Annotated in this window: 24 protein-coding genes; 18 read left to right on the top strand and 6 right to left on the bottom strand. The window is 62.6% G+C overall.

Annotated elements, in window-relative coordinates; all coding sequences use genetic code 11:
- Positions 1-10 precede the first annotated feature (10 nt).
- On the top strand, positions 11-1,195 hold the full coding sequence (locus tag Q0D45_RS08190) for an HPP family protein (protein WP_293391080.1): 1,185 nt from the start codon (positions 11-13) through the stop codon (positions 1,193-1,195).
- Positions 1,196-1,198: 3 nt separating this feature from the next.
- Here Q0D45_RS08190 and Q0D45_RS08185 read toward each other — a convergent pair whose 3' ends face one another.
- From Q0D45_RS08185 to Q0D45_RS08175, 3 genes are read right to left on the bottom strand one after another with little or no spacing between them, the layout of a single operon-like run.
- On the bottom strand, positions 1,199-1,558 hold the full coding sequence (locus tag Q0D45_RS08185; RefSeq protein WP_293391078.1) for a YajD family HNH nuclease: 360 nt from the start codon (positions 1,556-1,558) through the stop codon (positions 1,199-1,201).
- Between the two features lie 59 nt (positions 1,559-1,617).
- Positions 1,618-2,457 carry an SDR family NAD(P)-dependent oxidoreductase gene (locus Q0D45_RS08180; RefSeq protein ID WP_293391076.1) on the bottom strand — a complete coding sequence of 280 codons (840 nt, stop codon included), beginning with the start codon at positions 2,455-2,457 and terminating at the stop codon, positions 1,618-1,620.
- Positions 2,458-2,500: 43 nt separating this feature from the next.
- On the bottom strand, positions 2,501-4,000 hold the full coding sequence (locus Q0D45_RS08175; protein ID WP_293391074.1) for an NAD(P)/FAD-dependent oxidoreductase: 1,500 nt from the start codon (positions 3,998-4,000) through the stop codon (positions 2,501-2,503).
- A 143-nt stretch (positions 4,001-4,143) separates the two neighbouring features.
- Between Q0D45_RS08175 and Q0D45_RS08170 the strand changes: the two genes are divergently transcribed.
- Positions 4,144-4,821 carry a TetR/AcrR family transcriptional regulator gene (locus tag Q0D45_RS08170; RefSeq protein ID WP_293391072.1) on the top strand — a complete coding sequence of 226 codons (678 nt, stop codon included), beginning with the start codon at positions 4,144-4,146 and terminating at the stop codon, positions 4,819-4,821.
- Here the strand turns inward: Q0D45_RS08170 and Q0D45_RS08165 are convergent.
- The 3 genes from Q0D45_RS08165 to Q0D45_RS08155 all read right to left on the bottom strand — a co-directional run bounded on the left by Q0D45_RS08165 (position 4,749) and on the right by Q0D45_RS08155 (position 6,104).
- Positions 4,749-5,105: a hypothetical protein gene (locus Q0D45_RS08165; protein WP_293391070.1), complete on the bottom strand. Its 357-nt coding sequence runs from the start codon at positions 5,103-5,105 to the stop codon at positions 4,749-4,751. The two genes, Q0D45_RS08170 and Q0D45_RS08165, sit on opposite strands and share 73 nt — an antisense overlap.
- Entirely contained in the window at positions 5,102-5,284 is a 183-nt protein-coding gene (locus Q0D45_RS08160) for a hypothetical protein (RefSeq protein ID WP_293391067.1), read from the bottom strand. The genes Q0D45_RS08165 and Q0D45_RS08160 overlap by 4 nt, the downstream gene beginning before the upstream one ends.
- 142 nt (positions 5,285-5,426) lie before the next feature.
- Entirely contained in the window at positions 5,427-6,104 is a 678-nt protein-coding gene (locus Q0D45_RS08155) for a class I SAM-dependent methyltransferase (protein WP_293391064.1), read from the bottom strand.
- Positions 6,105-6,343: 239 nt separating this feature from the next.
- On the opposite strand from Q0D45_RS08155, the gene Q0D45_RS08150 reads away from it, so the two are divergent.
- The 16 genes from Q0D45_RS08150 to Q0D45_RS08075 form a co-directional block, all read left to right on the top strand.
- The gene (locus tag Q0D45_RS08150) at positions 6,344-6,811 is read left to right on the top strand and encodes a hypothetical protein (RefSeq protein WP_293391061.1); all 468 of its coding nucleotides are present in this window, start codon (positions 6,344-6,346) and stop codon (positions 6,809-6,811) included.
- Between the two features lie 118 nt (positions 6,812-6,929).
- Complete coding sequence (locus Q0D45_RS08145) at positions 6,930-8,126, top strand: acetyl-CoA C-acyltransferase (protein ID WP_293391058.1); 1,197 nt, start codon at positions 6,930-6,932, stop codon at positions 8,124-8,126.
- Between the two features lie 233 nt (positions 8,127-8,359).
- Positions 8,360-9,772, top strand: coding sequence for an MBOAT family O-acyltransferase (locus Q0D45_RS08140; RefSeq protein WP_293391055.1), 1,413 nt, complete (start codon positions 8,360-8,362; stop codon positions 9,770-9,772).
- Positions 9,759-10,787, top strand: coding sequence for a hypothetical protein (locus Q0D45_RS08135; protein WP_293391053.1), 1,029 nt, complete (start codon positions 9,759-9,761; stop codon positions 10,785-10,787). Before Q0D45_RS08140 ends, Q0D45_RS08135 begins: the two co-directional genes overlap by 14 nt.
- Positions 10,788-10,801: 14 nt before the next feature.
- Entirely contained in the window at positions 10,802-11,683 is an 882-nt protein-coding gene (locus Q0D45_RS08130) for a hypothetical protein (protein WP_293391050.1), read from the top strand.
- A 530-nt stretch (positions 11,684-12,213) separates the two neighbouring features.
- The gene (locus Q0D45_RS08125) at positions 12,214-13,992 is read left to right on the top strand and encodes a methanol/ethanol family PQQ-dependent dehydrogenase (protein ID WP_366946386.1); all 1,779 of its coding nucleotides are present in this window, start codon (positions 12,214-12,216) and stop codon (positions 13,990-13,992) included.
- Positions 13,993-14,058: 66 nt separating this feature from the next.
- A complete protein-coding gene (locus Q0D45_RS08120; protein WP_293391047.1) occupies positions 14,059-15,231 on the top strand; it encodes a trypsin-like peptidase domain-containing protein in 1,173 nt (390 codons plus the stop codon).
- An 81-nt stretch (positions 15,232-15,312) separates the two neighbouring features.
- Positions 15,313-15,981: a hypothetical protein gene (locus Q0D45_RS08115; protein WP_293391044.1), complete on the top strand. Its 669-nt coding sequence runs from the start codon at positions 15,313-15,315 to the stop codon at positions 15,979-15,981.
- A gap of 720 nt (positions 15,982-16,701) precedes the next feature.
- Positions 16,702-18,681 (top strand): sigma-54-dependent Fis family transcriptional regulator, encoded by a 1,980-nt coding sequence (locus Q0D45_RS08110; protein WP_293391041.1) that lies wholly within the window; start codon positions 16,702-16,704, stop codon positions 18,679-18,681.
- A gap of 98 nt (positions 18,682-18,779) precedes the next feature.
- The gene (locus tag Q0D45_RS08105) at positions 18,780-19,889 is read left to right on the top strand and encodes an S-(hydroxymethyl)glutathione dehydrogenase/class III alcohol dehydrogenase (RefSeq protein ID WP_293391038.1); all 1,110 of its coding nucleotides are present in this window, start codon (positions 18,780-18,782) and stop codon (positions 19,887-19,889) included.
- A complete protein-coding gene (fghA, locus tag Q0D45_RS08100; protein WP_293391035.1) occupies positions 19,889-20,740 on the top strand; it encodes an S-formylglutathione hydrolase in 852 nt (283 codons plus the stop codon). Before Q0D45_RS08105 ends, fghA begins: the two co-directional genes overlap by 1 nt.
- 165 nt (positions 20,741-20,905) lie before the next feature.
- Positions 20,906-21,307, top strand: a complete 402-nt coding sequence (locus Q0D45_RS08095; protein WP_293391032.1) for a cytochrome c — start codon at positions 20,906-20,908, stop codon at positions 21,305-21,307.
- Positions 21,308-21,351: 44 nt separating this feature from the next.
- Positions 21,352-22,224, top strand: a complete 873-nt coding sequence (locus Q0D45_RS08090) for a quinoprotein dehydrogenase-associated putative ABC transporter substrate-binding protein (RefSeq protein WP_293391029.1) — start codon at positions 21,352-21,354, stop codon at positions 22,222-22,224.
- Between the two features lie 58 nt (positions 22,225-22,282).
- On the top strand, positions 22,283-22,654 hold the full coding sequence (locus Q0D45_RS08085) for a hypothetical protein (protein WP_293391027.1): 372 nt from the start codon (positions 22,283-22,285) through the stop codon (positions 22,652-22,654).
- Position 22,655: 1 nt separating this feature from the next.
- A complete protein-coding gene (locus tag Q0D45_RS08080) occupies positions 22,656-23,603 on the top strand; it encodes a quinoprotein relay system zinc metallohydrolase 2 (protein WP_293391024.1) in 948 nt (315 codons plus the stop codon).
- 1 nt (position 23,604) lies between these two features.
- Positions 23,605-23,981: thiosulfate oxidation carrier protein SoxY (locus Q0D45_RS08075; protein ID WP_293391021.1), on the top strand; the 377-nt coding region annotated here is incomplete at its 3' end.

The following is a 23,981-nucleotide window of genomic DNA, read 5'->3' as shown; positions in this document are numbered from 1 at the left end:
AACTGCGTGGATGAACTCGTCGCCTACTCCTTCCGCTCCGCTGGCCGGGGCGATCAAGAACGTCTTGCTGTCGCTGCTGCCGGCCCCGGTGACCCTGGCCGGACGCGAGCGGTTACGCGTCGTGGCCGGCGCCGCGATCGGTGTCGGCCTCGCCGCGTTGCTGAGTCATTGGCTGGCCGGTGCTGCCGGCATCGATGGCGCGTGGATGGTCGCTTCGCTTGGCGCTTCGGCGGTGCTGGTGTTCGCAGCCCCCGCCGGACCAATGGCCCAGCCCTGGGCGGCAGTCGCCGGCAACACGGTTTCGGCGGTGGTCGGCATCGCCTGCGTGCGCTGGATCGGCGAGCCAGCCTTCGTGGTCGCAGCACTGGCCGCCAGCCTGTCGATCGCCGCGATGTTCAGCCTGCGCTGCCTGCATCCGCCCGGAGGCGCGGTGGCGCTGACTGCGGTGCTGCTGCAGGTTCATGACTTCCGCTTCGCGCTGTTCCCTGTTGCCGTCAATACCTTGCTGCTGGTGCTCGCCGGTAGCGCGTTCCATCGGGCGACCGGCCGCCGCTATCCACACTCGCAGCAAGCGGCGAAAGCGCCGGCCGGCGAGATTCCGTCACGCTTCAGTTCGGCGGATTTCGACAAGGCCCTCGCCCGCTACAACGAGGTGCTCGATGTCAGCCGCGACGATCTCGAAGGCCTGCTGCGCCAGACCGAGCTGAACGCCTATCACCGCCTGTTCGGCGGCCTGCGCTGCGCCGACATCATGTCGCGCGAGCCAGTCACGGTGCAGTTCGGCGATGGTCTGCAAGACGCCTGGGCGCTGATGCGTCGGCACCACGTGAAAGCGCTGCCGGTGACCGATCGCGGCGGCCGCATCGCCGGCATCGTCACCCAGGCGGATTTCCTGCGGCAGGCCAATCTCGATGCTCACGAAGGGCTGGGCGAGCGGGTCAAGGAACTGGTGCGCAGCACCGGCAGCTTGCTATCGACGAAACCGGAAGTGGTCGGCCAGATCATGACTCGCAGAGTGCGCGTAGCCCGCGAGGATCGGCTGATCGTCGATCTGATCGCTTCGTTCTCGGCCGATGGTCATCACCATTTGCCGATCGTCGATGCCGACAGCAAGCTGGTCGGCATCATCACGCAATCGGATTTCGTCCGGGCGCTGGCTCGGGTCGTCGAGCCTGAGCAGACTGCCGCCCGCTAGCCGCTACTTCTTCAGCAGCGACTTCAGATCGGCAAACGGATTGCCGGTCGACAGCTTGTCCTTGGCATTACCGACCGTGGTCTTGTCGATGTAGCGCTGGTGTTCGTTGTCGTGGCAGTACAGGCACAGCAGTTCCCAGTTGCTGCCATCGGACGGGTTGTCGTCGTGGTTGTGGTTGCGGTGATGCACGGTCAGTTCGCGCAGGTTGGCGCGTTCGAAGCTGCGGGCGCAGCGGCCGCAGACCCAGGGATACAGCTTCAGCGCCTGCTCCCGGTAGCCGAGTTCGCGGGCATCGGCATTACGCCGGGTATCGATGATGATCTGGTCGAGCTTCGACCGGTCCGGCGTCTTGTTGGTACTCATGCCGGCAGTTTAGCGGCTGCGCGACTGCCGTCACCCAAGACGGCAGTCGCGCAAGCTGGTCAGCGCAGTATGCGCTTGGTGTTGGCCGCCACCAGTGGCTGGTAGGCCGAACCGAGCAGGCGCACGACGATGTCCATGAACTTGGCATCCGGGCCAACGACCACCCGGCGCGAATTCTTCTCGACCGCCCGCAGGATGATCCGCGCCGCCTTGTTCGCCGACGTGGTGTTGAGCAGCTTGTCGAACTTGTCCCGCGCCTTTTCGCCGCTGACGCCGAACAGTTTTTCGGCGCCTTCGGCGATGCGCGCGCTGCGGTTGATCTCGGTGCGGATGCCGCCCGGATGCACGCAGGTGGCGCTGACGCCGCAGTTCATCATGTCCAGCTCGATGCGCAGGCTTTCGGTGTAGCCGCGCACCGCGAACTTGGTTGCCGAATAGGCGCCGGTGCCCGGCGTGCCGATCAGGCCGAACAAGCTGGAGGTGTTGATGATGTGGCCGTCACCGCTGGCCTTCAGATGCGGCAGGAACGCCTGGCTGCCATAGACCACGCCCCAGAAGTTGATGTCGACGATCCACTCGAAATCCTTCTGCGAGATGGTATCCAGCGGTGCGTTGAGCGCGACGCCGGCGTTGTTGAAGATCAGATTGACGCCGCCGTGATCCTTAGCAGTCTGATCGGCCCAGGCGTAGACCGCTTCGCGGCTGGCAACGTCGAGCTTGGCGGTGGTGACTTTCACGCCCTTGGCTTGGGCCATCTTCGCGGTCTCTTCCAGACCCTGGGTGTTGACGTCGGACAGGCTCAGCGCACAGCCCTTGGCGGCCAGCTCCAGCGCCAGCTCGCGGCCCATGCCGGAAGCCGCGCCGGTGATCGCGGCAACCTTGTTGGCAAATGATTTCATCGTCTTTCTCGTTCTTGTGGCTGTTCTTGTAAGGTCCGATGACTCAGGCCGCGACTGTCGCGGTGTCGCGTTCCAGCCGGTAGGCGGTTGTCGGGAAGCTGCGCGTCTTGCCCCGGTAGATGAAGGTGAAGCCGGGCCACAGCGTGGTGTTCTTGCCGTTGGCGTCGACGTACCAGCTCCTGCAGCCGGAGGTCCAGACGGTCTTCGACAGTTGACCCTGAATACTCTTGTTGAAGGACACCTGAGCATCCGGCTTGACGTCGACCGCGCGCAGCTTCTGCTTGCGCATGGTCTTCAGCGCGTCCATCACGTAGGCGACCTGCGACTCGATCATGAACACCATCGAGTTGTGGCCGAGGCCGGTGTTCGGGCCGACCAGCATGAAGAAGTTCGGGAAGCCGGCGACCGACAGGCCGAGATAGGCCTCGGGGCCGGTCTTCCAGGCATCGAGCAGATCGACGCCACCGCTGCCGAACACAGTGCCGCGCGGCATCGGGTCCTGCGCCTTGAAGCCTGTGCCGTAGATGATCGCGTCAACCGCACGCTCGTTGCCGGCGCTGTCGACCACCGAGTTGGCGCGCACTTCAACGATGTCGTCGGTGATGACGTCGACATTGGCCTGGGCCAGCGCCGGATAGTAATCGTTGGAGATGAGGATGCGCTTGCAGCCGATCGTGTAGTCCGGCGTGACCTTGGCGCGCAGAGCCGGGTCCTTGATCTGCTTCTTGATGTGGCCGCGGGCGATGCCTTCGACCATGGTCATCAGCTTCGGATTGACGGCAAAGCCGAGCACCCGCGATTCCAGCACCCAGTAGATCGCCGTGCGATAGGCGTTCTGCAGCGCCGGCAGCGCCTTGTACAGGCGGCGCTCGCGCGAGCCGATTTCGCGATCCGGCTTCGGCATGATCCACGGCGCGGTGCGCTGGTAGAGATCGACGCGCTTCGCCGCTTTCTGGATCTGCGGCACGAACTGGATGGCGCTGGCGCCGGTGCCGATCACGGCCACGCGCTTGTCGCTGAGGTCGTAGCTGTGATCCCAGTGCGCCGAATGGAAGGCCTTGCCCTTGAACGCGTCCAGGCCCTTGACGTTCGGCATCGCCGGATTCGACAGGCCACCCATGCCGGACACCAGCACGCGGCCGCTGAAGCTGCGGCCGTCGGCGGTCTTCACCGTCCAGGTCGCGGTGGCTTCGTCATAACGGGCGTTCTGGACATTGGCGCCGAACACGATGTGGCGACGCAGATCGTACTTCGCGGCGCACTTTTCGAGGTAGGCCTTGATCTCCGGCTGACGCGCGAACATCCGCGTCCACTCCGGGTTCGGTTCAAACGAGAACGAATAGAGGTGCGACTGCACGTCGCAAGCACAGCCCGGGTAATGGTTGTCGCGCCAGGTGCCGCCGACATCGTCGCCGCGCTCCAGGATCTGGAAGTCTTCGATGCCCTGTTCGCGCAGCTTGATCGCCATGCACAGGCCGGCGAAGCCGCTGCCGATGATCAGGATCTGCTTGTTCTCGTTCGGTTTACCCGCGTCGTACGCCATCTGTTCTTTCCTCATGTTTGACAATGCACGTTGTCAATCTAACTTTTGACAACGTTTGATGTCAATATGTCGCCATGAAAGAAAATCAGCTCTCTCCAAGACATCGGATCGCTGCCCCGATCTCGACGCCGAAACCTCGGCCGATGAAAGGCCTGCCGATGCAGGACCGCGTTGCCCAGCGCCGGGCGCTGCTGCTGGAGGCTGCGCTCGAAGCCTTCGGTACCCGTGGCTTCCATGCGGTGACGGTCCGGGAAATCTGTGCCGGAGCCGGCCTGACCGAGCGCTATTTCTACGAATCGTTCAAAAGCCTGGAAGCGCTGTTCAGCGCGCTCTATCTGCAGCTGAACGATCAGCTGAAGCGGGCAACGCTCGCGGCCTTGATCGCGGCGAACGCCAGCAGTAGCGCCTGGGACAGCAGCAGCCGGATCGACGTGCTGGCTGGCGCGGCCTTGCGCGTGCTGCTGGAGTTCATCCGGGACGATCCCCGCCGTGCCCGGGTGATGCTGATCGACGCGATCAGTATCAGTCACGACGTGCAGCAGATCTCCGGCCAGATCACTCGCGAATACATGGAGCTGACGCGCCGTTTCATCGATCAGCTGTTCCCGAACGCCGCCTCGCGCGGGGTCGATCTCGACCTGATCGCCAGTGGCCTGCTCGGCTCCAATATCCATATCGCGACCCATTGGGTGCGCGAGGGCCTGAAGACGCCGTTCGACGTGGTGCTGCGCAATTGCCTGGCGATCTATCAGGCGCTCGGTGCGTACTGGCCCAAGCTGGCGGCGAGCACGATGCCCGACAAACCGACACCGGCGGCGTAGCGGGCGCTGCGCAGGGCGAATCCCTCAGCCGGGATCGCCCGGCCAAGCCCGGCAACGACGATCGCCAGCAGCACCAGTGCCATGTGCGAGAACCCGGTGGTCCACATCACCGCTGCGCCGCCCAGCGCGTTCCACAGCACGGCGGAGGCCGACGCCAGCATCAGGCTGGCGGCCAGCAATTCAAGCCGCGCCGAAGGGTCACGATTGCGCAGGCCGCTGCTCAACCAGACCGCCGCGATCAGCAGCAGCGGCGCATCTGCGATCGGGCTGAAAAGATGGTTCACGGCAAACCCGTGGTTGCCGGCTGCGCCGGCTCCGGGATCTTCCGTCGCGCCAGCAGCGCTTCCAGGCGCTCCGACTTCGGCTGCACCGACGCGTCGGATCTGACGCTGGCAGCCGGCTTGCCGCACTTGCTGCGGGCACCTTCGGCGATCGGCGGACACAGCTCGCAACGCCCGCACATCAGCCAGCCCTCGTGCCAGCGGCCTGGCTTGAAGAATAGAAAGCCGTCGTCGAACTCCTCAACGAGACGAGACGGAATACGACACGGCGCGTGGTTTCGTGGAGGCGCGCACGTGGCGTAAGAGAGACGAATTCGGAATTGTTCATGTGTGTTTCACCAACCATTCGAGACCGCCGTCGATCGGCAAGGTCAGGCTGCGATAAGGGCCATCCGGAGCACGAACGCTGGCCAGCCAGCCAGCTAAAGCCCGCCGCCGACGCTGGATCTGCGGGGCGATCAGGATGCCGCCGGGCCGGAGCTTGGCGGTGAGTTGCGGCAGCAGTGCAGCCGCATCGGTATCGAAGGTGTCGAGCAGCAGCACAAGGTCGATCGGCGTGTCGAGCTCGCCGAGCAGCCGCGTCGGGTTGTCGTAGCGGATGTCGACGTAGCGGGAAATGCCGGCGCCACGCAGCGCCGCACGCGCCCGGTGGGCGGCATCCGCATCGCGCTCGAACGCGATCAATGCACGGTCGCCACGGCCACCCGCTGCTTCCCTCAAGGCATCGGCAAGCCAGACGGCAGCGACGCCATCGGCGCTGCCCAAAGCCACCACCAACCGCGCGGCGCTGACATCAACCATCTGCCGCAACAGCCGTCCGGACTCTGCCGACAGCAAGGGCTCAGGCTTACGCGAACGCCACAAAGGCGCCCGGGCCGACTGATACAGCGCATCCAGAAATGCCTGCGGCCGGTGCTGAAGCAGGCGATCGCCAGCCATTGGCATCGAATGGGGAACTACGCGACCAATGCCGCGCAGCGCACCTGAATCTGTAATCGACATGACCAGCCCTCCTTGTGCAGACAGGGGTCCGGCTGGCTAGCGCTGAGCGTCGCTGCGGCTTGTTCAATCTATTTAATGATAATCATTTGCATTTGTAAACAAGCAGCGCATCCACTGGCCATCTTTGCTGCAAATATGGACAGGGCACCGCCGATGGCGATCCGGATCCGTGAACGCTCTCATGGTCGCCGTGGTCTGTAAGCTGTTGCACAAAGCTGTTCCCGCACGAGGATGTCTTGATGAAAAGCCCGTTCCGTCTGCTCGCTCCCAGCCTTGTGCTGCTGCTGGTGTCCTGTGCGTCGCCGCAGGCGCGCATCGACAAGAACCCGGAAGCCTTCAATGCGCTGCCGGCGGAACAGCAGGCCCTGATCAAGGCCGGCAAGATCGGCATCGGCTTCGACGAAACGGCGGTGAAGCTGGCGATGGGCGAGCCGGATCGGATTACCCAGCGTACCGACGCCAACGGCGTCAGCCTGGTCTGGCGCTACACGCGTTACGAAGATCAACTCGGCGCGCCGCTGTACACCGGCTTCTATCATCGCGGCTTCGCCTACCCATTCAACAGCTTCTATGGATCGGGCTTCTACGGGCCAGGCGCCGGCTTCTACCCGTACTACCTGAGCAGCAACACCCGCCAGGAACGCGACCATGTGCGTGTCGTATTCAGTGACAACAAGGTCAGTGCGATCGAGGAAGAAGTGAAGTGACCCTGGGTTAAGACTTTTGGGTCGATTTCAGAGGGCTCGCCCCCAACCTTCGGCGAGTCCGTAGCCGCAGACCTTCGGCGATAATCTCCGCACCTGCCCAATCATCTGCGGAGTCACCATGTCATCAGCTGCCGGCCACGATTCCGTGGTCATCGTTTCGATCGCCCGCACGCCGATGGGCGGCTTGCTGGGCATGCTCTCCCCGTTCAGCGGCGCCCAACTTGGTGCGATTGCCGTCAAGGCAGTCGTCGAACGTGCCGGCATTGCGCCGGCCGACGTTCAGGAAGCGATCCTCGGCTGCTGCCTGATTGCCGGCCAGGGCCAGGCCCCTGCCCGTCAGGCAGTCCGTGGCGCGGGCCTGCCCGACTCCGTGGGCGCGACGCAGATCAGCAAGATGTGCGGCTCCGGCCTGAAGGCCGTGATGCTGGCCAATGATCTGATCAAGGCAGGCACCAACACGATCATGGTGGCCGGTGGTTTCGAGTCGATGACCAACGCCCCGCATCTGCTGCCGAAGGGCCGCAGCGGTGTTCGCTATGGCGCGACGACGATCTACGATCACATGGCCATGGATGGCCTCGAAGACGCCTACGAACGCGGCAAGTCGATGGGCCTGTTCGCCGAAACATGCGCCAGCCAGTACAGCTTCACGCGTGAAGAACAAGACGCCTTCGCCGTCGCTTCGCTGGCCCGCGCCAAGCTGGCCAACGAGGACGGCAGCTTCGATTTCGAAATCACGCCGGTCGAAGTCACCGGCAAGAGCGGACCGGAACTGATCCGCCATGACGAGCAGCCCGCCAAGGGCCGTCCGGACAAGATCCCGACGCTGAAAGCAGCCTTCAAGAAGGACGGCACGATCACCGCCGCGACCTCATCGAGCATCTCGGACGGCGCTGCTGCGGTCGTCGTGATGTCGGAAGCCGAGAGCAGCAAGCGTGGCCTCAAGCCGCTGGCTCGCATCCTGGGCCACGCCTCGCACGCACGCCTGCCGGGCGAGTTCGCCACCGCACCGGTGTTCGCGATCCGGACGCTGCTCGACAAGCTTGGCTGGAAGGCTGCTGATGTCGATCTCTGGGAAATCAACGAAGCCTTCGCCGTGGTGACGATGGCAGCAATGAGGGAACACAGCCTGCCGCACGACAAGGTCAACATTCATGGCGGCGCCTGCGCGCTCGGCCACCCGATCGGCGCCAGCGGCGCACGCATTCTCGCCACGCTGATCGGCGCGCTGAAAAAGGCCGGCGGCAAGCGCGGCATCGCATCGCTGTGCATCGGCGGTGGTGAAGCGGTGGCGATGGCAATCGAGATGATTTGAGCGGCAATCGCCGTCACAGCCAATTCTTGACGGATCGGCTGTGACGGCTTGCTGTGAGGTGACAGTTTCCCGTCGCGGCTCTTGGCCACACAGGTATCGCAGGCACATTCAACTGCTCGAGAATCGTTGCGATCAGCGATCGGACCCTGGGCCAGAAGGTATCCGCACGGGGGAATGAGAATTGCATTGGAGGAAGGCGCACGCTCCGCGCGATTCTGCCGACCAGCAAATCCATGTCTGAAGCCAGGCTTGTTCCTCGCACAGCCGCGGAATTCCCGCAGACAAGTGCGATCGTCGGCAGCGATAGCCCAACCCTACTCAGTCATCGCTATGGACTGATCGGCCTGTCAGCAGTGGCGCTGGCTTTGCTCGCCGGCTCCACACCAATCCTCGCCTTCATCCTGCTGACGGTGGCAGCCAGCTACGGCAGCTTGACGGCTGGCCAGTCCTGGATCGGTCAAGCCCTCGATCAAGAACGCACCCGCGTCTGGCTGGTCCGCACCAACTGGGCCCTCTGGATCGTCGGTTTTGTCAGCCTTGAACTGACCGGCGCCGTCGGCACCCTGACCGGCAACTCGGCGCAGCTGATCGACCAGTGGGCAGTCACGCTGGGTTTGCCGTTCTACGTCCTGTCGATGGCTGCCGTGAATGCCGAAGTGCTGGCTGGACGCCGTCTGAAACCGGACTTCAGCCTGTACCTGCTTTACGTCATCTATTTCCCGAAATTTCTCAGCGGGCCGATCGAGCAACCTGCGTTTCTTGGCGTGCTCGGAAATTTCCGTTTCTCGCTCGACTGGGCACGTATCGATCGCGGTGCGCGCTGGGTGGTGTTGGGGGCGTTCTACAAATTCATCATCGGCCGCTTGCTGGCCCGCCTTTACTTCCCCGAACTGGCCGACGATGCGCTGACCCTGTCCACCGGCATCATCGCTTTCGAGCTGCGCGTCTACTTCGATCTTTGCGGCTACAGCCTGATGGCCTACGGCATCAGCCTGATGCTTGGTCCGGAGCTGACGCTGAACTTCAATCACCCGTTCTTTGCCGGCAATGTCCGTGACTTCTGGCGCGCCTGGCATATCAGCCTGGGCCGCTGGTTCCACCAATATGTCTACGGGCCGTTCCGCGAGTCCGGCATCGGCGCGCGCTGGGTCCATTACGCGCCGCTGCTCGTCTTCATGGTCTCGGCCGCCTGGCATGGCATTACCGCGAATTTCTTCCTCTGGGGGCTGTTCCACGCCTCCGCCTTCCTGCTCTACGCCAACGTGCTGAGGCACTACCGCTGGCCCAGGCTCGTCGGCTGGCTGGCCTTCTTCGCCGTCCTGCTGTTCGGCCGCCTGCTGTTCATGGACGACAACCTGCCGCGCCTGCTGACCAAGTTCGGCACCCTGGCCGATCCGATGCAATGGCTGGCCATCGTCGAGCATCCATCGGCGACGCTGCAGCGGCTGCTGAGCCTCGCCTCGCCCGGCACCTGGCAGATGCTGCTGGCCGCCGTGGGCTTCGTGCTGTTCACCGAATGGCAGAACGTGCGGCGCAAGCTGCCGGCCTATTCGCTGTTCATGGGCTGGCGAATGCTGGTGGTCGTGGTCGTCATGGTGCTGATGGCCAGCAACGGCTCGGAGGGCATGATCTATGCGCGCCAGTAAGGCTAGCAAGCTCGCGCTGTGGCTGTTCATCGCCATTGCCGTACCGATCTCCTGCCTGGTGAAGGGTTGGTTGAACGAGGCCAGCGACCGAGCCTCGGTGACTGCGCTGGCGTCTTCAAGGGCGACGCTTGACCAGCGGATGAACCCGGAGGACGGCCGCAGAGTATTGATCGGAGGCGGCTCGAACGCGCTCAGCAGTTTCGACTCCGCCTACATCTCCAGGCAGATCGGCCTGCCGGTTTACAACCTCGGAGTGCTTGGGGAAGGGCTGGACGTCCGGAACATGTTCGCGGTGGTGGAAGCGCGCGCCCGACCGGGGGATATCGTGGTGATCTCTGCGCTCAGCTTTCTGAATCATCGCGACCAGACGGCGAACGCGACCTTGACGAAACTGGCTGGCGGAGACTGGTACCTGCCACTGCACGGCATTGATCTATCACTGCCGCAAGGCTCGTTTCACATCCCGCTGATGTCGCTGTTCGACGAACTGACCTTGTTGAACAGCCTGAAGACCTATGCCCAATGGCAACCCGCGGCTCCGCAGATCGAAAGCCTGGAAGGATTCGACGGCGCCGAGGACCATGCATTGCATCTGCCCGGCTATCACCGCTCCGTGGTCATCAACGATCGGGGCGACTGGATCGATTGCACGCAGACATCCAATGCCAAGCCCCTCGAATTCGATCCGAAGTTGCTGGAACACTCCCGAGGCTTCACGGAACTCGCCGATGACTTCGAAAGACGACTGAACCAGCGCGGCGTGAAGGTGCTGTTCACGCTGCCGACTGTCCTGATCCATGAGAAGGACCGCAGCCGATGGGAAGCCCAGGTTGCGGCGGTCATGAAGCGATTGGGGTCCGCCAGCTTCATCCGCCCGAGCCAGAGCTGGCAGTTGAGCAGTGACGCAGGTCAGTTCTGCGACACCAATGCCCATATGCTTCGAGCCAACGCGAGCCTCAACAGCGAACCGATCGTCAGTGCCGTCCAGTTGCTGCTTGGCGTCGCCTCTCGCTAATCGGGACCAAGCACATGATTCGGCGTCTGTACTCCCTGGCCGGCCGGCGGCGCTCCGCGATGGCGGCCTTGCTCGGTGTCACCAGTCTGTTGCCTGGCTGCGATCACGATATCGACTCGGATGCGCTATCGCCAGCACGCCTGGAGGTGATCGGCGTCACCGCGGACGGCCGAAACGAAGTCCGATGCAGCGATTTACTTGCTGTCCGGCCCGTGGTGTTTCTGGCGTTCGGCCAATCCATCGCTTCCAATTTCAATCAAGCGCCTTATACGCCTAAGCGTCCCAGCTACAACATCCATCAGGGACGTTGCTTCGAAGCACGTGATCCCATGGCAGGCGCAGACGGAACCCTCGGCAGCATGTGGTCCCACCTCGGGGACGCCTTGCCTAGCGGACTGATGCCCTATACGGCCTTCGTGACGATCGGTGTCGGCGACAGCAGCGTCGCGCAATGGGACGCGGGCGGCAGCCTGAACGAGCGTCTGACGGAGGCCGTGCGATCGACTCGCGATACCGGCTTCGGGATTTCGTATCTGCTGTGGCACCAGGGCTCAGCTGATCGTGGGACGACTGCGGGGACCTACCAATCCCACTTCATGGGAATGATCCAGTCGATCGCTCCTTACGGGGTGCTGCCCGGTACGAGTCCCGGCAACACCCGAGTGCTGATTGCGGTACACACACGCTGTGGAAACGGGGGCCAGGACGCGGCTCTAGCGGCCGCTCAGCGCGGCCTTGTTAATCCGGATAAAGGATTCTTCCCCGGCGCCGATACCGATACGCTCGGCGGCAATTTTCGGTACGACGGCTGTCATCTGTCGAAAGCGGGCCAGGAAAAAGCGGCCGCGCTCTGGCGAGACCGGATCGCGGCTGCAGCCCGCCATCAGCCTCCCTGAGCAGCGGCGATGCTCGGGTCCAGGGGATGGACAACAAGGTCCGCACCGGCAGGACACATCGTCTTTACGTTTACGCGAATGCGCCCCCTTTCGGGACACGCGATCTGCGCTCTTGTCGCGGCCTCGCGACCGCATCTCTCAGAGCCATTGCGCGCCCCGAAACACTTGGGTCAAAACTGCGCCAGAGGGTTTTTACCACCCCTTGAATTGTGCAATTGCAGCAATAAACAGGTTTCTCAACTTGTTGTATTAATTGAATTTTAAGCGTGACCGGGAAGCTTGCCCATGGTGGCACGGCTGTTGCTGAAGCGCTTCCGGGTTCGATTACTGAGGGCGATGCGGCGAGGGTCAATCGCAAGGTCGGTTCAAGTGACACATCCTCGATGTCCCACAGGATCTCGAGATAACAAAAATGATGCGCCGGATGCTGCAGCGTTGAGCAACCCAGGTGTGATCGAACAGCGGCAACCGTAATTTCTTAAATGCGGAGGAGAAAACAAATGAATTTTCGCTACAAGGCAAGTTTGGCAATGGCGGCCTTCGCCCTCGTCGCTGCTCCAGGCATCACCCATGCCGCGGCAGATCTCGACAAGGCAATGGCTAATCCCGAGAACTGGACCATGCAGGCTGGCGATGAATACAACCAGCGCTATAGCAAGCTGAGCCAGATCACTGACAAGAACGTCAACAAGCTGCAGGTGGCCTGGACCTTCTCGACCGGCGTCCTGCGCGGCCACGAAGGCTCTCCGCTGGTCATCGACGGCATGATGTACATCCACACGCCGTTCCCGAACAAGGTGTTCGCGTACGACCTGGACACGCAGAAGATCGTCTGGAAGTACGAGCCGAAGCAGGATCCGGCCGTCATTCCGCAGATGTGCTGCGACACCGTCAATCGTGGTCTCGCCTTCGGCGACGGCAAGATCCTGCTCCAGCAGGCCGACTCGAATCTGATCGCGCTCGATGCCAAGACCGGCAAGCTGATCTGGTCGGTAAAGAATGGCGACCCGAAGCTGGGCGCCGTCAATACCAACGCACCGCACATCTTCAAGGACAAGGTCATCACCGGTATTTCGGGTGGTGAATGGGGCGTTCGCGGCTTCCTCGCGGCCTACAACCTGAAAGACGGCAAACTGGCCTGGAAGGGCTACAGCGTCGGTCCGGATGCGGAAATGCTGATCGAGCCGGGCAAGACCACCACCTGGGAAGACGGCAAGGTCACGCCGGTCAAGAAGGACTCTTCGCTGTCGACCTGGAAGGGCGACCAGTGGAAGATCGGTGGCGGCACGACCTGGGGCTGGTACAGCTACGATCGCGCGCTGAACCAGGTGTTCTACGGCACCGGCAATCCATCCACCTGGAATCCGTCGCAGCGTCCGGGCGACAACAAGTGGTCGATGTCCATCTGGTCGCGCGACCTCGACACCGGCAAGGTGAAGTGGGTCTATCAGATGACTCCGTACGATGAGTGGGATTTCGACGGCATCAACGAAATGATCCTGGCCGACATCCCGGTCAAGGGCAAAGCGACGAAGGCACTCGTCCATTTCGACCGCAATGGCTTCGGCTATACGCTGGACCGCACCAACGGCGCGCTGCTGGTTGCCGAAAAGTACGACCCGGCCGTGAACTGGGCAACCAACGTCGACATGAAGACTGGCCGTCCGCAGGTCGTCGCCAAGTACTCCACCGCGCAGAACGGTCCGGACGTCAACACCAAGGGCGTCTGCCCGGCAGCGTTGGGCTCGAAGGATCAGCAGCCGGCGGCGTTCAACCCGAAGACCGGTCTGTTCTACATCCCGACCAACCACGTCTGCATGGACTATGAGCCGTTCGCCGTCGATTACACCGCAGGTCAGCCGTATGTCGGCGCAACTCTGGCGATGTACCCGGCGCCGAACAGCCATGGCGGCATGGGCAACTTCACCGTCTGGGATGCAGGCGCGGGCAAGATCGTCTGGTCCAAGCCGGAGAAGTTCTCGGTCTGGTCAGGTGCGCTGACCACCGCTGGTGACGTGCTGTTCTACGGCACGCTGGAAGGCTACCTGAAGGCGGTCAGCCTGAAGGACGGCAAGGAGCTTTGGAAGTTCAAGACTCCGTCCGGCATCATCGGCAACGTGTTCACCTACGTGCACAAGGGCAAGCAGTACGTTGGCGTCTATTCGGGCATTGGCGGCTGGGCCGGTATCGGCATGGCAGCGGGCCTCGAGAAGGATGCGGACGGCCTTGGTGCAGTGGGCGGCTATCGCGAACTGAGCCAGTACACGGAACTGGGTGGCTCGCTGACCGTCTTCGCCCTCAGCGAATGACCGGCAAATAAACAGTCACCGGGTCCACGGACCCAGTAACATCCGAAGGACTGGGTGGCGCCACCGATGAACTCGGTGGCGCCACTTTTTTTGCTCTGCAAATCCCTCATTCAGGACGTCTCGAGAGCTGTCGAGATGACCGCATTGCTGTGTCGATGGGAAGCCCAAACCATGCTTGACCCTGCGGCGTCTGATTCGTGGTCGATCGGCGGGTGGCTGGCCGCAACGCTGCTGTCGACCAGCTTCGTGGCGGCAGCGAGCGATATCGACCGAGAGCTTTTCAATCCCATCGTTGCCAGCATCGTCAAGATCGAAGCCGTTACCGACGGTGGCTCCTTCTCGCTAGGCAGCGGCGTCGCGGTTCAGCCCAGCCGCTTTGTCACCAGTTGCCACGTCACGGCGCAGGCTGCGTCGATCACCGTGCTGTATCAGGGCCTGCGCTGGCCGGTCGTTCGCCAGCGCGCCAACACCGTTCGCGACCTCTGCATCCTTCAGGTTCGTGGGCTCGATGGCGTGGTACCCGTGCCTCGCGGCAAAGTCAGCGATCTGCGCGTGGGAACCGAGGTGGCCGCGATCGGCTACACCTTTGGCACAGGCTTGGCGACCCAGGTCGGCACTGTGCAGGCGCTGCATCCGTTGGCCGATGGCACGGTGATCCAGAGCGCCACCTACTTCAACTCCGGCGCCAGCGGTGGCGGCTTGTTCGAGATGGACGGCAAACTGGTCGGCATCTTGACGTTTCGGCTCAAGGGCGCTGAGGCTTACTACTTCTCGATTCCGGTCGACTGGATCGAATCGGAACTTGCCCGCAGCGACCCATTCGAACCGGTTGGCAAGCTCGACAGTGCCCCGCCGTTCTGGGCACAACCGGCAGACCGCCTGCCCTTCTTCATGCGCGCCTCGACGCTGCAGGCGCGCATGCTATGGGACGAGCTGGTCAGGCTGACCGACGCCTGGGCTGAAGCCGAACCCAGCAATGCCGAAGCCTGGTTCATGCGTGGCCAGGCCTTGACTCGTCTTGATCATCCCACCGAAGCCATTGCCGCCTACGAACGCGCCGTGAGCCTCGATCCTCACTTGGCACAAGCCTGGTTCCTGCTTGGCCAGCTGCAGATCGGGCGCGGCGAGAAAAAAGAGGCTGAACGCATCACCCGCCAACTCGAGCCATTGGATCCGGCACTGGCCTCTGAACTGGCCACCCGAGGCCGCGGCGCTAAACCGGCTTCGCCATCGCCTTGAATGTCTGATTTTGCTGAAGAGCAAAATTCCATTTCCAAAAATTTTCCACTCTTTCTTCTTCCACTTCTCTCAGGAACAGCCATGAACAAACTATTGGCAAGCTTTGCTATCGCGCTGGCATTCGGTGCAGCACCCGCCGCATTCGCTGCAGATGAATACTCGATCGCCGAACATCGAGTGTTCGTCGATCCGCACATGGCCAATGTGCCGACGGCCGTGACGATCGACTATCGCTACGTGCAGACCGGCGCGCCGGCAGACAGCTTCGAGGACCTGGTGAAGCTGAATGTCGGCAACGGCGCTGCAGACAAGCGCACGCTGTCCGTGGAGTTTCTGACTGGCGAGCACAAGATCGAGCTGCCCAGCGTCGAGGGCGGTGGCGGCAATCCGGTGATCCTGTACTTCCTCGAGCATGACATTCGCAAGATGCACGATCGCCTGGGCGGCCAGCAGGCCTACTTCCGCAAGCGCATCCGTCTGGCGCTTGCCGATGCCGCGACCGTCAAGCCGATCAAGCTGAGCTACAAGGGCAAGACCGTCGATGGCAACGAAGTGACGATCGAGCCCTACACCAACGACTCACTGAAGGATCGCTTCGGTCAGTTCGCCAGCAAGACCTATGTCTTCACCTTCTCCACATCGGTACCGGGTGGCGTCTACGAAATCCGCACCAGCACGGCAGCAGCCACCGGCAGTGCACCGGCGCCTGCCATCACCACCATGATGCGGATCAGCGAAGGAAAATCCTGAAGCTGCCATCCAACGACCTCCGCGCACCCTGCGCACAGCACTGGGTCAATATCGAAACAGGCGCTGCAGAGCGCGCCCTGAACCCTGATCAAGCGCTCTTTTCAGTATTGTTTTCATTGACTATTTAGCACTGCAACATGATCGCCACGATGGCACGCGATCTGCAATGCGAGGCATCGAAGGGCGATTCAGAAGAACGCCCAAGGCCGCCCGATACTCGCACCTCGCCATGTTGCTCGACGCTCATCGCCTCAACCGACTGATGTCTCCACTGCGAATCGACGCAGTGGAGATACCGCTGTTGTTCGGGCTGTCGAGTGGAGTGCGAGCATCGTGAAGAAGCGTGGTAGTCGCAAAAATCCAATCGGGCAGGCCAGCGGAGATGCGCCGGCTGCGGACCCAAGCCGCAAGCGCAGCATCGCGGAATTGCGGGTCGATCAGGAGCTTGCGCGACAGCTCGCTCCGGATTACTGGATGGCGACTCCGGGGCGTCGTCAGGACCTTCCGCCAGACCCCTTCAAGCCTGATTCTTCAATGGTTTCGGCACCCGGAAACCTATTGTTGTACCGCGCACCTGACGGGGGTAGTCTTCCGTCGCTCGGTGTCTCGCTACCCGCTGTCCCGGATGATTTTTCCTCTGACGCGTTTCGCAAGGTGCACGAGCACCAAGACGATAAAGACTGCGGACCTACGGGTCCGACGGCGCGCAAGGAGGAACACATGCTGACCACGCAAAAAGCGGCGCGTCACGCCAGTCTGGTCGAGTTGGCCGTTCAGGGCATCGCCCCGGCGTCCGAGATCGATCATCTGGTTCGTCATTCATGGACACGGTGTATCGAGAACTATGCGCTCGATCCCCTGACTCCCAAGAAAGCTACTGTCGTCGATCGCCCCGAATTGCAGGCTCGACGCGAGCAGCACGGCTTGTTGCTGTCGATCGCCAGAATCGAATTGCTGGGCCTGCGCAACCGGCTTCAGCAGAACGATTTCGGAATCATGCTGACCGATCAGGATGGCGTGATCCTTCATTACGTGGGCGATCCCGGTTTTGCCAACACCGCCAAGCGCAGCGGCTTGCGCGAAGGTGCGGTGTGGAGCGAACGCGAGCTGGGCACCAATGGCATGGGTACCTGCATCGTCGAGCAGCGCTCGGTGATCATTCATCAGAATGAGCACTTCCTCGCCCAGAACACCGAGCTGACCTGCTCCGCCGCGCCGATCTTCGACATGCAGGGCCGAGTCGTCGCCGCTCTGGATATCTCCGGCAGCTTCAGCCGCTCGCAGACGCACACGCTGGCGCTGGTCGAGATCGCCGCGCAGAACATCGAGAACCGGGCGCTGCTGGAATCCTGCAAGCGCCACTACATGCTGCGCTTCCATCGCCAGGCAGAGTTCATCTCCACGCCGGGCGAAGGCATCGTTGCCTTCGATGACAACGGCATGATCGTCGGCGCCAATCGCAGCGCGCTCGAACTGCTGGGTCTCTCCCATCACCGTGCCCTCTGCGGCCAGGCGCTGGAAGCGATCTTCGACACCACCATGTCGACCCAGATGCAGCTCGCCGCGCGCCGCGCCTTCCGCGCTGCACCGTTGGTAGCACGCAGTTCGCAGACAAAGCTCTGGAGCGCCATCCAGCCACCCGAACGCGATGCCCGCAGCGAAGCGCGGCGCGAACCGATCGAGGCTCCGGCGCCCCTGCCCTGCGGGCCGCTGGCAACGCTGGAACACGGCGATCTGCAGATGGCAAACAACATCCGCATCGTTCGCCGGGTGCTCGATCGCGACATCCCGGTGCTGCTGCTCGGCGAAACCGGCACCGGCAAGGGCTGCTTCGCGAAAGCGATCCACGCTGCCAGCCGCCGTGCCGACAAGGCCTTCGTGACGGTCAATTGCGCAGCCATTCCGGAAACGCTGATCGAATCCGAACTGTTCGGCTACAAGGCTGGAGCGTTCACCGGTGCAACTCGAGAAGGCCATCCGGGCCGAGTCGTGCAGGCCAATGGCGGCACGCTGTTCCTCGACGAAATCGGCGACATGCCGCTGCCGCTGCAGGTGCGCCTGCTGTCGGTCATCGAAGATCGCGAAGTGATGCCGCTGGGCGGCTCGAAAGCGATTCCCGTCGATATCCGCATCATCAGCGCCACCCACTGCGACCTGATGCAGCAGGTGCGTGATCGCCGCTTCCGTGAAGATCTCTACTACCGTCTGAATGGTCTGGCGCTGCGCATGCCTGCGCTGCGCGATCGCCAGGACAGCCGCGAGCTGGTGCTGAGCCTGATCCGCGAAGAATCTCGTGATCGCACGCCGATCGATATCGATGACGCCGTGATGCGGCGACTCTTGCAGTCGCCATGGCCAGGCAACATCCGGCAACTGCGCAATGTGCTGCGGACGATGATCGCGATGTGCGAGGGCGATTGCCTGACCATGGCCGACTTCAACGAAGAATGGCTGGGCGCCAGCGTTTCGCATGCGCTTACCGCGCAAAGCCCGGCAGATCTTTCCGATCTTGATGGCGACGACGTGCTCGGCGATGCCGAACGTGATGCCCTGCGCCGCGTACTGGAAAGCTGCCGCTGGAACGTAAGCGCAGCAGCCGTGCAACTGCATGTCAGCCGCAAAACGCTGTACCGGAAGATGTTCCGGCACGGCATCACCCGCCGCGAACTTCGCGAAGCCGCACCCCAGGGCGGTGCATAGACCGCAACGCCGCAGTCGAGAGTCATCGAACAGGTCACTGACTCGTTTCATCGGGCCCCCAAGCCCTACCCCAACCAAAAAAGAAAAGGAGTTGAATCATGGATGTCCGCGCCGCTGTTGCTTTCGAAGCCGGCAAGCCGCTTTCGATCGAAACCGTGCAACTCGATGGCCCGCGCGCTGGTGAGGTGCTGGTCGAGATCAAGGCCACCGGCCTTTGCCATACCGACAAGTTCACCCTGTCCGGCGATGACCCGGAAGGCATGTTCCCGGTGATCCTCGGGCACGAAGGTGCCGGCATCGTCGTCGACGTCGGTCCCGGCGTCACCTCGGTCAAGAAGGGCGATCACGTCATTCCGCTGTACACGCCGGAATGCCGCGAGTGCGAGTATTGCCTGTCCGGCAAGACCAACCTGTGCCAGAAGATTCGCGCCACCCAGGGCAAGGGCATGATGCCGGACGGCAACAGCCGCTTCAGCTTCCAGGGCAAGCCGGTGCTGCACTACATGGGCTGCTCGACGTTCGCGAACTACACCGTGCTGCCGGAAATCGCCGTCGCCAAGGTTCGTGAAGACGCCCCGTTCGACAAGATCTGCTACATCGGCTGCGGCGTGACCACCGGCATCGGCGCGGTGCTGTTCACCGCCAAGGTCGAGTACGGCACCAACTGCATCGTGTTCGGCCTCGGCGGCATCGGCCTGAACGTGATCCAGGGCCTGAAGATGGTCGGCGCCAACATGATCATTGGCATCGACATCAATCCTGGCCGCGAAGCCATGGCCCGCAAGTTCGGCATGACTCACTTCGTCAATCCGAAGGAAGTCCAAGGCGACCTAGTGTCCCACCTCGTCGAACTGACCAAGGGCGGCGCCGATCACACTTTCGAATGCACCGGCAACGTCAAGCTGATGCGCCAGGCACTGGAGTGCTGCCACAAGGGCTGGGGCATGTCGACGATCATCGGCGTGGCACCGGCTGGTGCCGAGATCTCCACCCGTCCGTTCCAGCTGGTCACCGGCCGTCGCTGGATCGGTTCCGCATTTGGCGGCGCCAAGGGCCGCACCGATGTGCCGCGCATCGTCGACTGGTACATGGACGGCAAGCTCAACATCGACGATCTGATCACCCACACGATGCCGCTGGAAAAGATCAACGAAGGCTTTGATCTGATGACCCGTGGTGAATCGATCCGTGGCGTGGTGCTCTACTGATGACGGCAGCGATCGAAAAGCGCAGCGATCAGGCCTGTTTCGGCGGGCGCATGGGCTTCTATACCCATGCCTCCACCGAGACCGGAACGCCGATGAAATTCGGCGTCTACCTGCCGCCGCAGGCCGCGCACCGCAAGGTGCCGGCGCTGTACTACTTGGCCGGCCTGACCTGCACCGAAGAAACCTTCCTGATCAAGGCTGGCGCGCAGCGCATCGCCGCTGAACTGGGTCTGGCGCTGGTCGCCTGCGATACCAGCCCGCGTGGTTTGAATCTGCCGGGCGAAGCGGATAGCTGGGATTTCGGCCTGGCCGCCGGTTTCTACCTCGATGCCACCAACGAGCCCTGGAAGAAGAACTACCGGATGGGCTCGTACATCAACGAAGAACTGCCGGCTCTGATCGAAGCCAATTTCCCGATCATCCCGGGCAAGCGCGGCATCTTCGGCCATTCGATGGGCGGCCACGGGGCGCTGGTGACGGCGCTCCGCAACCCGACGCGCTGGCAATCGGTATCGGCGTTCGCGCCGATTTCCAACCCGGTCGCCGTGCCCTGGGGCCAGAAAGCTTTTGGAAACTATCTGGGCCCGGATGCGTCTACTTGGGAGCAGTACGACGCCAGTCTGTTGATCAGGAAGAATCCCTACCCCGGCCTGCTTCTCGTCGACCAGGGACTGGCGGACAATTTCCTGAATCGCGAACTGAAGCCGGAAAATCTGGACGCCGCCGCACGTGCTTCCGGACAACGTTTGAGCCTGCGGCTGCATGCCGATTACGACCACTCGTACTGGTTCATCCAAAGCTTCATGGCCGACCATCTGGCGCACCACGCCAGTCAGCTCGGCCTGACGTAACAAGCCGCACAAGCAGCACCTATAAAAACCATTGGCACCGTGCCGAGCGCCGCTCATCGGCACCGGTGTCACCCCCCAAAGGGAACCAACGGGAATTAAGGACCGGTTCAGCGCCAGCCACGCATACCAGTCCTGCGAGCAATTACTAATCTGGAGGAATTCAACATGCAGCACCGCGTACTGTTATCCCTGATCGCTGCAGCCGGCCTGACCGGCGGAGCAATCACCACGGCGTCGGCAGCCGATGCGCCGCTGTATACCGTCGTCGATGGCACCAAGGTTGATGCCAACACGCTCAAGGGCTTCAAAACCTGGCGCGCTGCAGCCTGCGACCGCTGCCATGGCCCGAACCAGGAAGGCATGGTTGGCCCATCGCTGATCGAAAGTCTGAAAGTGCTGAGCAAGGCCGATTTCGTCAAAACCCTGGCCGATGGTCGCCTCGAGAAGGGCATGCCCAGCTGGTCAGCCAACCCAGGCGTGATGACCAACATAGATGCTCTGTATGCCTATCTGAAAGGCCGTTCCGACGGCAAGATCACCGCCGCCAAAGTGACGGGCATCGAATGATGCCGCTGCCGCAGGTCGGTGGTTCCCGGATCGGCGCGTTGATCGTGGCAGTCCGGAACACCCGGCCTGCGGTAGTCGCCACTGCGGCGCTGCTGCTGGCCAGCGTCCTGATGCCAGTGCGAGCACAGGATGCCGAGAAAAAGGCGTTCCGTATCTGTCGCGACCCGAACAATCTGCCGTTCCAGAACGTCAAGGGTGAGGGCTTCGAAGACAAGATCGCCGAGTTGTTCGCGGCTGATCTCGGGATCAAGGTTCAAGCCTTCGACTACCCCGCCCGCTTCAATTTCATCCGCAACACGCTGCGTTTCAAACTGCCCGGCGACGATTACCCTTGCGACATTGTCATGGACGTGCCCGCCGGCTTCAGCCAGGGCACGGCATCGACCAAGCCTTATTACCGCTCGACCTACGCGATGGCGTTCCCGCGTGGCAAGGCGCTGGCCGGGGTCACGTCGGTCGAACAGTTCCTGGCCTTGCCACAGGAGAAACTGGCGAAGCTGAAGATCGGCATCATCGACAAGTCACCGGCTTCGGACTGGATGGCCAAGCGTGGCCTGCTCGACATCGGCGTGCCGTATCGCGTGCTGGTGGCCGATCCGGATCAGAGTTCCGGCGGCATCATCGAAGCCGATCTGATCGCCGGCAAGCTGGATGCCGTGATCGTCTGGGGCCCGATCGCAGGCTACTACGCGAAGCGTTATCCGCAAGCCGATCTGCTGGTGCTGCCGATGCAGTCCGAGCACAACGTCCGCTTCGATTTCGAGATCGCGATGGCGGTACGCATTCCCGACAAGGCTTTGAAGCAGACGCTCGACGAGCTGATCGTCCGCAATCAGAGCAAGATCGAAGCGATCCTGAACGACTATGGGGTGCCGCTGCTGCCTCCAGCACCACCCGCGGCAGCGGCTGCAAACTGAAGCTGCGTTCCCGCCCTTTCCAGGCGGCCGTTGCCCGAACCCTTATCGAGACTGCCCCATGACCACCCGCAAGCTGAGCAGCACGCTGTCTGCCGCACTGCTGACCTTGGCTATCGCCGCGCCGACTGCGGCCACTGCCGCCGTCAACGACTACCCGACCGTCGACCGCGTCGAATTTGTGCACATGTGCCAGCGCGAGAACGCTGACAAGCCACCGCAGGAAATGGTCTACAAGTGTTCCTGCGTGATCGACAAGCTGGCCGTCGATCTTCCCTACGAGGATTACGTCGAAGCTTCGACGGCGTTCTATGCCTCGACGATCGCCGGCGAGCGCGGCCAGGTGATCCGCAACGAGCGCGTTGCCAAGGGACTGGCCGACCAGTTCCGCGACCTGCTCGGCAAGGCACGCAAGTCCTGCTTCATCAATTGAGATGAGTCTGCGGCAGGCCGGGTGGCAATCGACGCTGGCGTCGATCGTCCTGCTGGCTGGCACGCTGCTGACACAAGCGACAGCGGCGCCTGACTTCAGCCTGGAAAAGGTCGCCGACGGGATTTACGTCCACCGAGGCCAGCAGCAGGACGCCACGGCCGCCAATGGTGGCGACATCGCCAACATCGGCTACATCGTCGGTGATCGCTGCGTGGCGGTCATCGACAGCGGCGGCTCACTCGCTATTGGCACCGCACTGCGCGACGCGATTCGCCGAGCCACCGCGAAGCCGGTCTGCTACGTCATTCACACCCACGTTCATCCGGATCACAGCTTCGGCGATGCCGCGTTCAGCGATCCAGCCACGGTTTTCGTCGCCCATGCCGAGTACCCGGCAGCGATGGCGGCAAGACGTGACGGTTTTCTCGCCAACCTCAAAAACACCCTCGGTGCTGCTGCAGACGGCAGTGACAGTGCCGCGCCGAGCTTGCTGGTCAGCGACCACGAAATGCTCGATCTCGGTAACCGGCGTCTCAGCCTGCAAGCCTGGCCGACGGCGCACACCAACAACGATCTGACGGTCTTCGACGAGCGGACCCAAACCTTGTGGACCGGTGATCTGCTGTTCGTCGATCGCATCCCGGTGGTCGACGGTCGCGCCCTTGGCTGGCTGAAAGTGATGACTGCGCTGCGCGCCCTGAAACCCGCCCATCTGATTCCCGGCCATGGCCCGGTCCAGCACGACGTCGACGCTGCATTCGCGCCACAACGGCAATATCTGGATCAGCTGATCAGCAGCGTTCGTGCGGCGCTGAAAGCCGGGAGCACACTGGCGCAGACTGTCGAAACTCTCGGCAATCAGCTGCCGCAAAAGGCGTGGCTGCTGTTCGACGACTACCACCGCCGCAACGTGACGGCGGTCTACACCGAACTCGAGTGGGAGAACTGACATGTTCCTGTTCCAGCACTTGCAGCGCGTCGCCCTGATCGGCCTGCTAGCCACCTTGGTTCCGGACGTCCTCGCGGCACCGGCTGACCCCGCCCCGCAGGCCTCGGCCGCGCCGATATGGCCCAAGGTTCGCAACGGGCTGTTCGGCACGCGGGCGATCGACGAGAACGCCGGCGAGATCATCGAGCTCGAGGCACCGAACCGCGCCGAGGATGCGTCGACGGTGCCGATCGCGATCCGCACGAAGATCCTGCAGTCGCCGAGCCGTTACGTGCAGAAGCTCTACCTGCTGGTCGACAACAATCCCTCGCCGATCGCCGCGGTGTTCGAACTGACGCCGGACAGCGGCCGGGCCGACATCGAAACCCGTATCCGCAT

Origin of the sequence: Nevskia sp. (assembly GCF_023266035.1) — a bacterium.
Taxonomy (GTDB): domain Bacteria; phylum Pseudomonadota; class Gammaproteobacteria; order Nevskiales; family Nevskiaceae; genus Nevskia.
The sequence above is the reverse complement of the archived record's forward strand: the minus strand, read 5'-3'. Positions and strand labels throughout refer to the sequence as shown.

Coding starts and splice junctions, on each gene's coding strand:
- Q0D45_RS08190 (WP_293391080.1), top strand. CDS start 11: ATGAACTCGTCGCCTACTCCTTCCGCTCCGCTGGCCGGGGCGATCAAG.
- Q0D45_RS08185 (WP_293391078.1), bottom strand. CDS start 1,558: ATGAGTACCAACAAGACGCCGGACCGGTCGAAGCTCGACCAGATCATC.
- Q0D45_RS08180 (WP_293391076.1), bottom strand. CDS start 2,457: ATGAAATCATTTGCCAACAAGGTTGCCGCGATCACCGGCGCGGCTTCC.
- Q0D45_RS08175 (WP_293391074.1), bottom strand. CDS start 4,000: ATGGCGTACGACGCGGGTAAACCGAACGAGAACAAGCAGATCCTGATC.
- Q0D45_RS08170 (WP_293391072.1), top strand. CDS start 4,144: ATGAAAGGCCTGCCGATGCAGGACCGCGTTGCCCAGCGCCGGGCGCTG.
- Q0D45_RS08160 (WP_293391067.1), bottom strand. CDS start 5,284: ATGTGCGGGCGTTGCGAGCTGTGTCCGCCGATCGCCGAAGGTGCCCGC.
- Q0D45_RS08155 (WP_293391064.1), bottom strand. CDS start 6,104: ATGTCGATTACAGATTCAGGTGCGCTGCGCGGCATTGGTCGCGTAGTT.
- Q0D45_RS08150 (WP_293391061.1), top strand. CDS start 6,344: ATGAAAAGCCCGTTCCGTCTGCTCGCTCCCAGCCTTGTGCTGCTGCTG.
- Q0D45_RS08145 (WP_293391058.1), top strand. CDS start 6,930: ATGTCATCAGCTGCCGGCCACGATTCCGTGGTCATCGTTTCGATCGCC.
- Q0D45_RS08140 (WP_293391055.1), top strand. CDS start 8,360: ATGTCTGAAGCCAGGCTTGTTCCTCGCACAGCCGCGGAATTCCCGCAG.
- Q0D45_RS08135 (WP_293391053.1), top strand. CDS start 9,759: ATGCGCGCCAGTAAGGCTAGCAAGCTCGCGCTGTGGCTGTTCATCGCC.
- Q0D45_RS08130 (WP_293391050.1), top strand. CDS start 10,802: ATGATTCGGCGTCTGTACTCCCTGGCCGGCCGGCGGCGCTCCGCGATG.
- Q0D45_RS08125 (WP_366946386.1), top strand. CDS start 12,214: ATGGCGGCCTTCGCCCTCGTCGCTGCTCCAGGCATCACCCATGCCGCG.
- Q0D45_RS08120 (WP_293391047.1), top strand. CDS start 14,059: ATGAACTCGGTGGCGCCACTTTTTTTGCTCTGCAAATCCCTCATTCAG.
- Q0D45_RS08115 (WP_293391044.1), top strand. CDS start 15,313: ATGAACAAACTATTGGCAAGCTTTGCTATCGCGCTGGCATTCGGTGCA.
- Q0D45_RS08110 (WP_293391041.1), top strand. CDS start 16,702: ATGCTGACCACGCAAAAAGCGGCGCGTCACGCCAGTCTGGTCGAGTTG.
- Q0D45_RS08105 (WP_293391038.1), top strand. CDS start 18,780: ATGGATGTCCGCGCCGCTGTTGCTTTCGAAGCCGGCAAGCCGCTTTCG.
- fghA (WP_293391035.1), top strand. CDS start 19,889: ATGACGGCAGCGATCGAAAAGCGCAGCGATCAGGCCTGTTTCGGCGGG.
- Q0D45_RS08095 (WP_293391032.1), top strand. CDS start 20,906: ATGCAGCACCGCGTACTGTTATCCCTGATCGCTGCAGCCGGCCTGACC.
- Q0D45_RS08085 (WP_293391027.1), top strand. CDS start 22,283: ATGACCACCCGCAAGCTGAGCAGCACGCTGTCTGCCGCACTGCTGACC.
- Q0D45_RS08080 (WP_293391024.1), top strand. CDS start 22,656: ATGAGTCTGCGGCAGGCCGGGTGGCAATCGACGCTGGCGTCGATCGTC.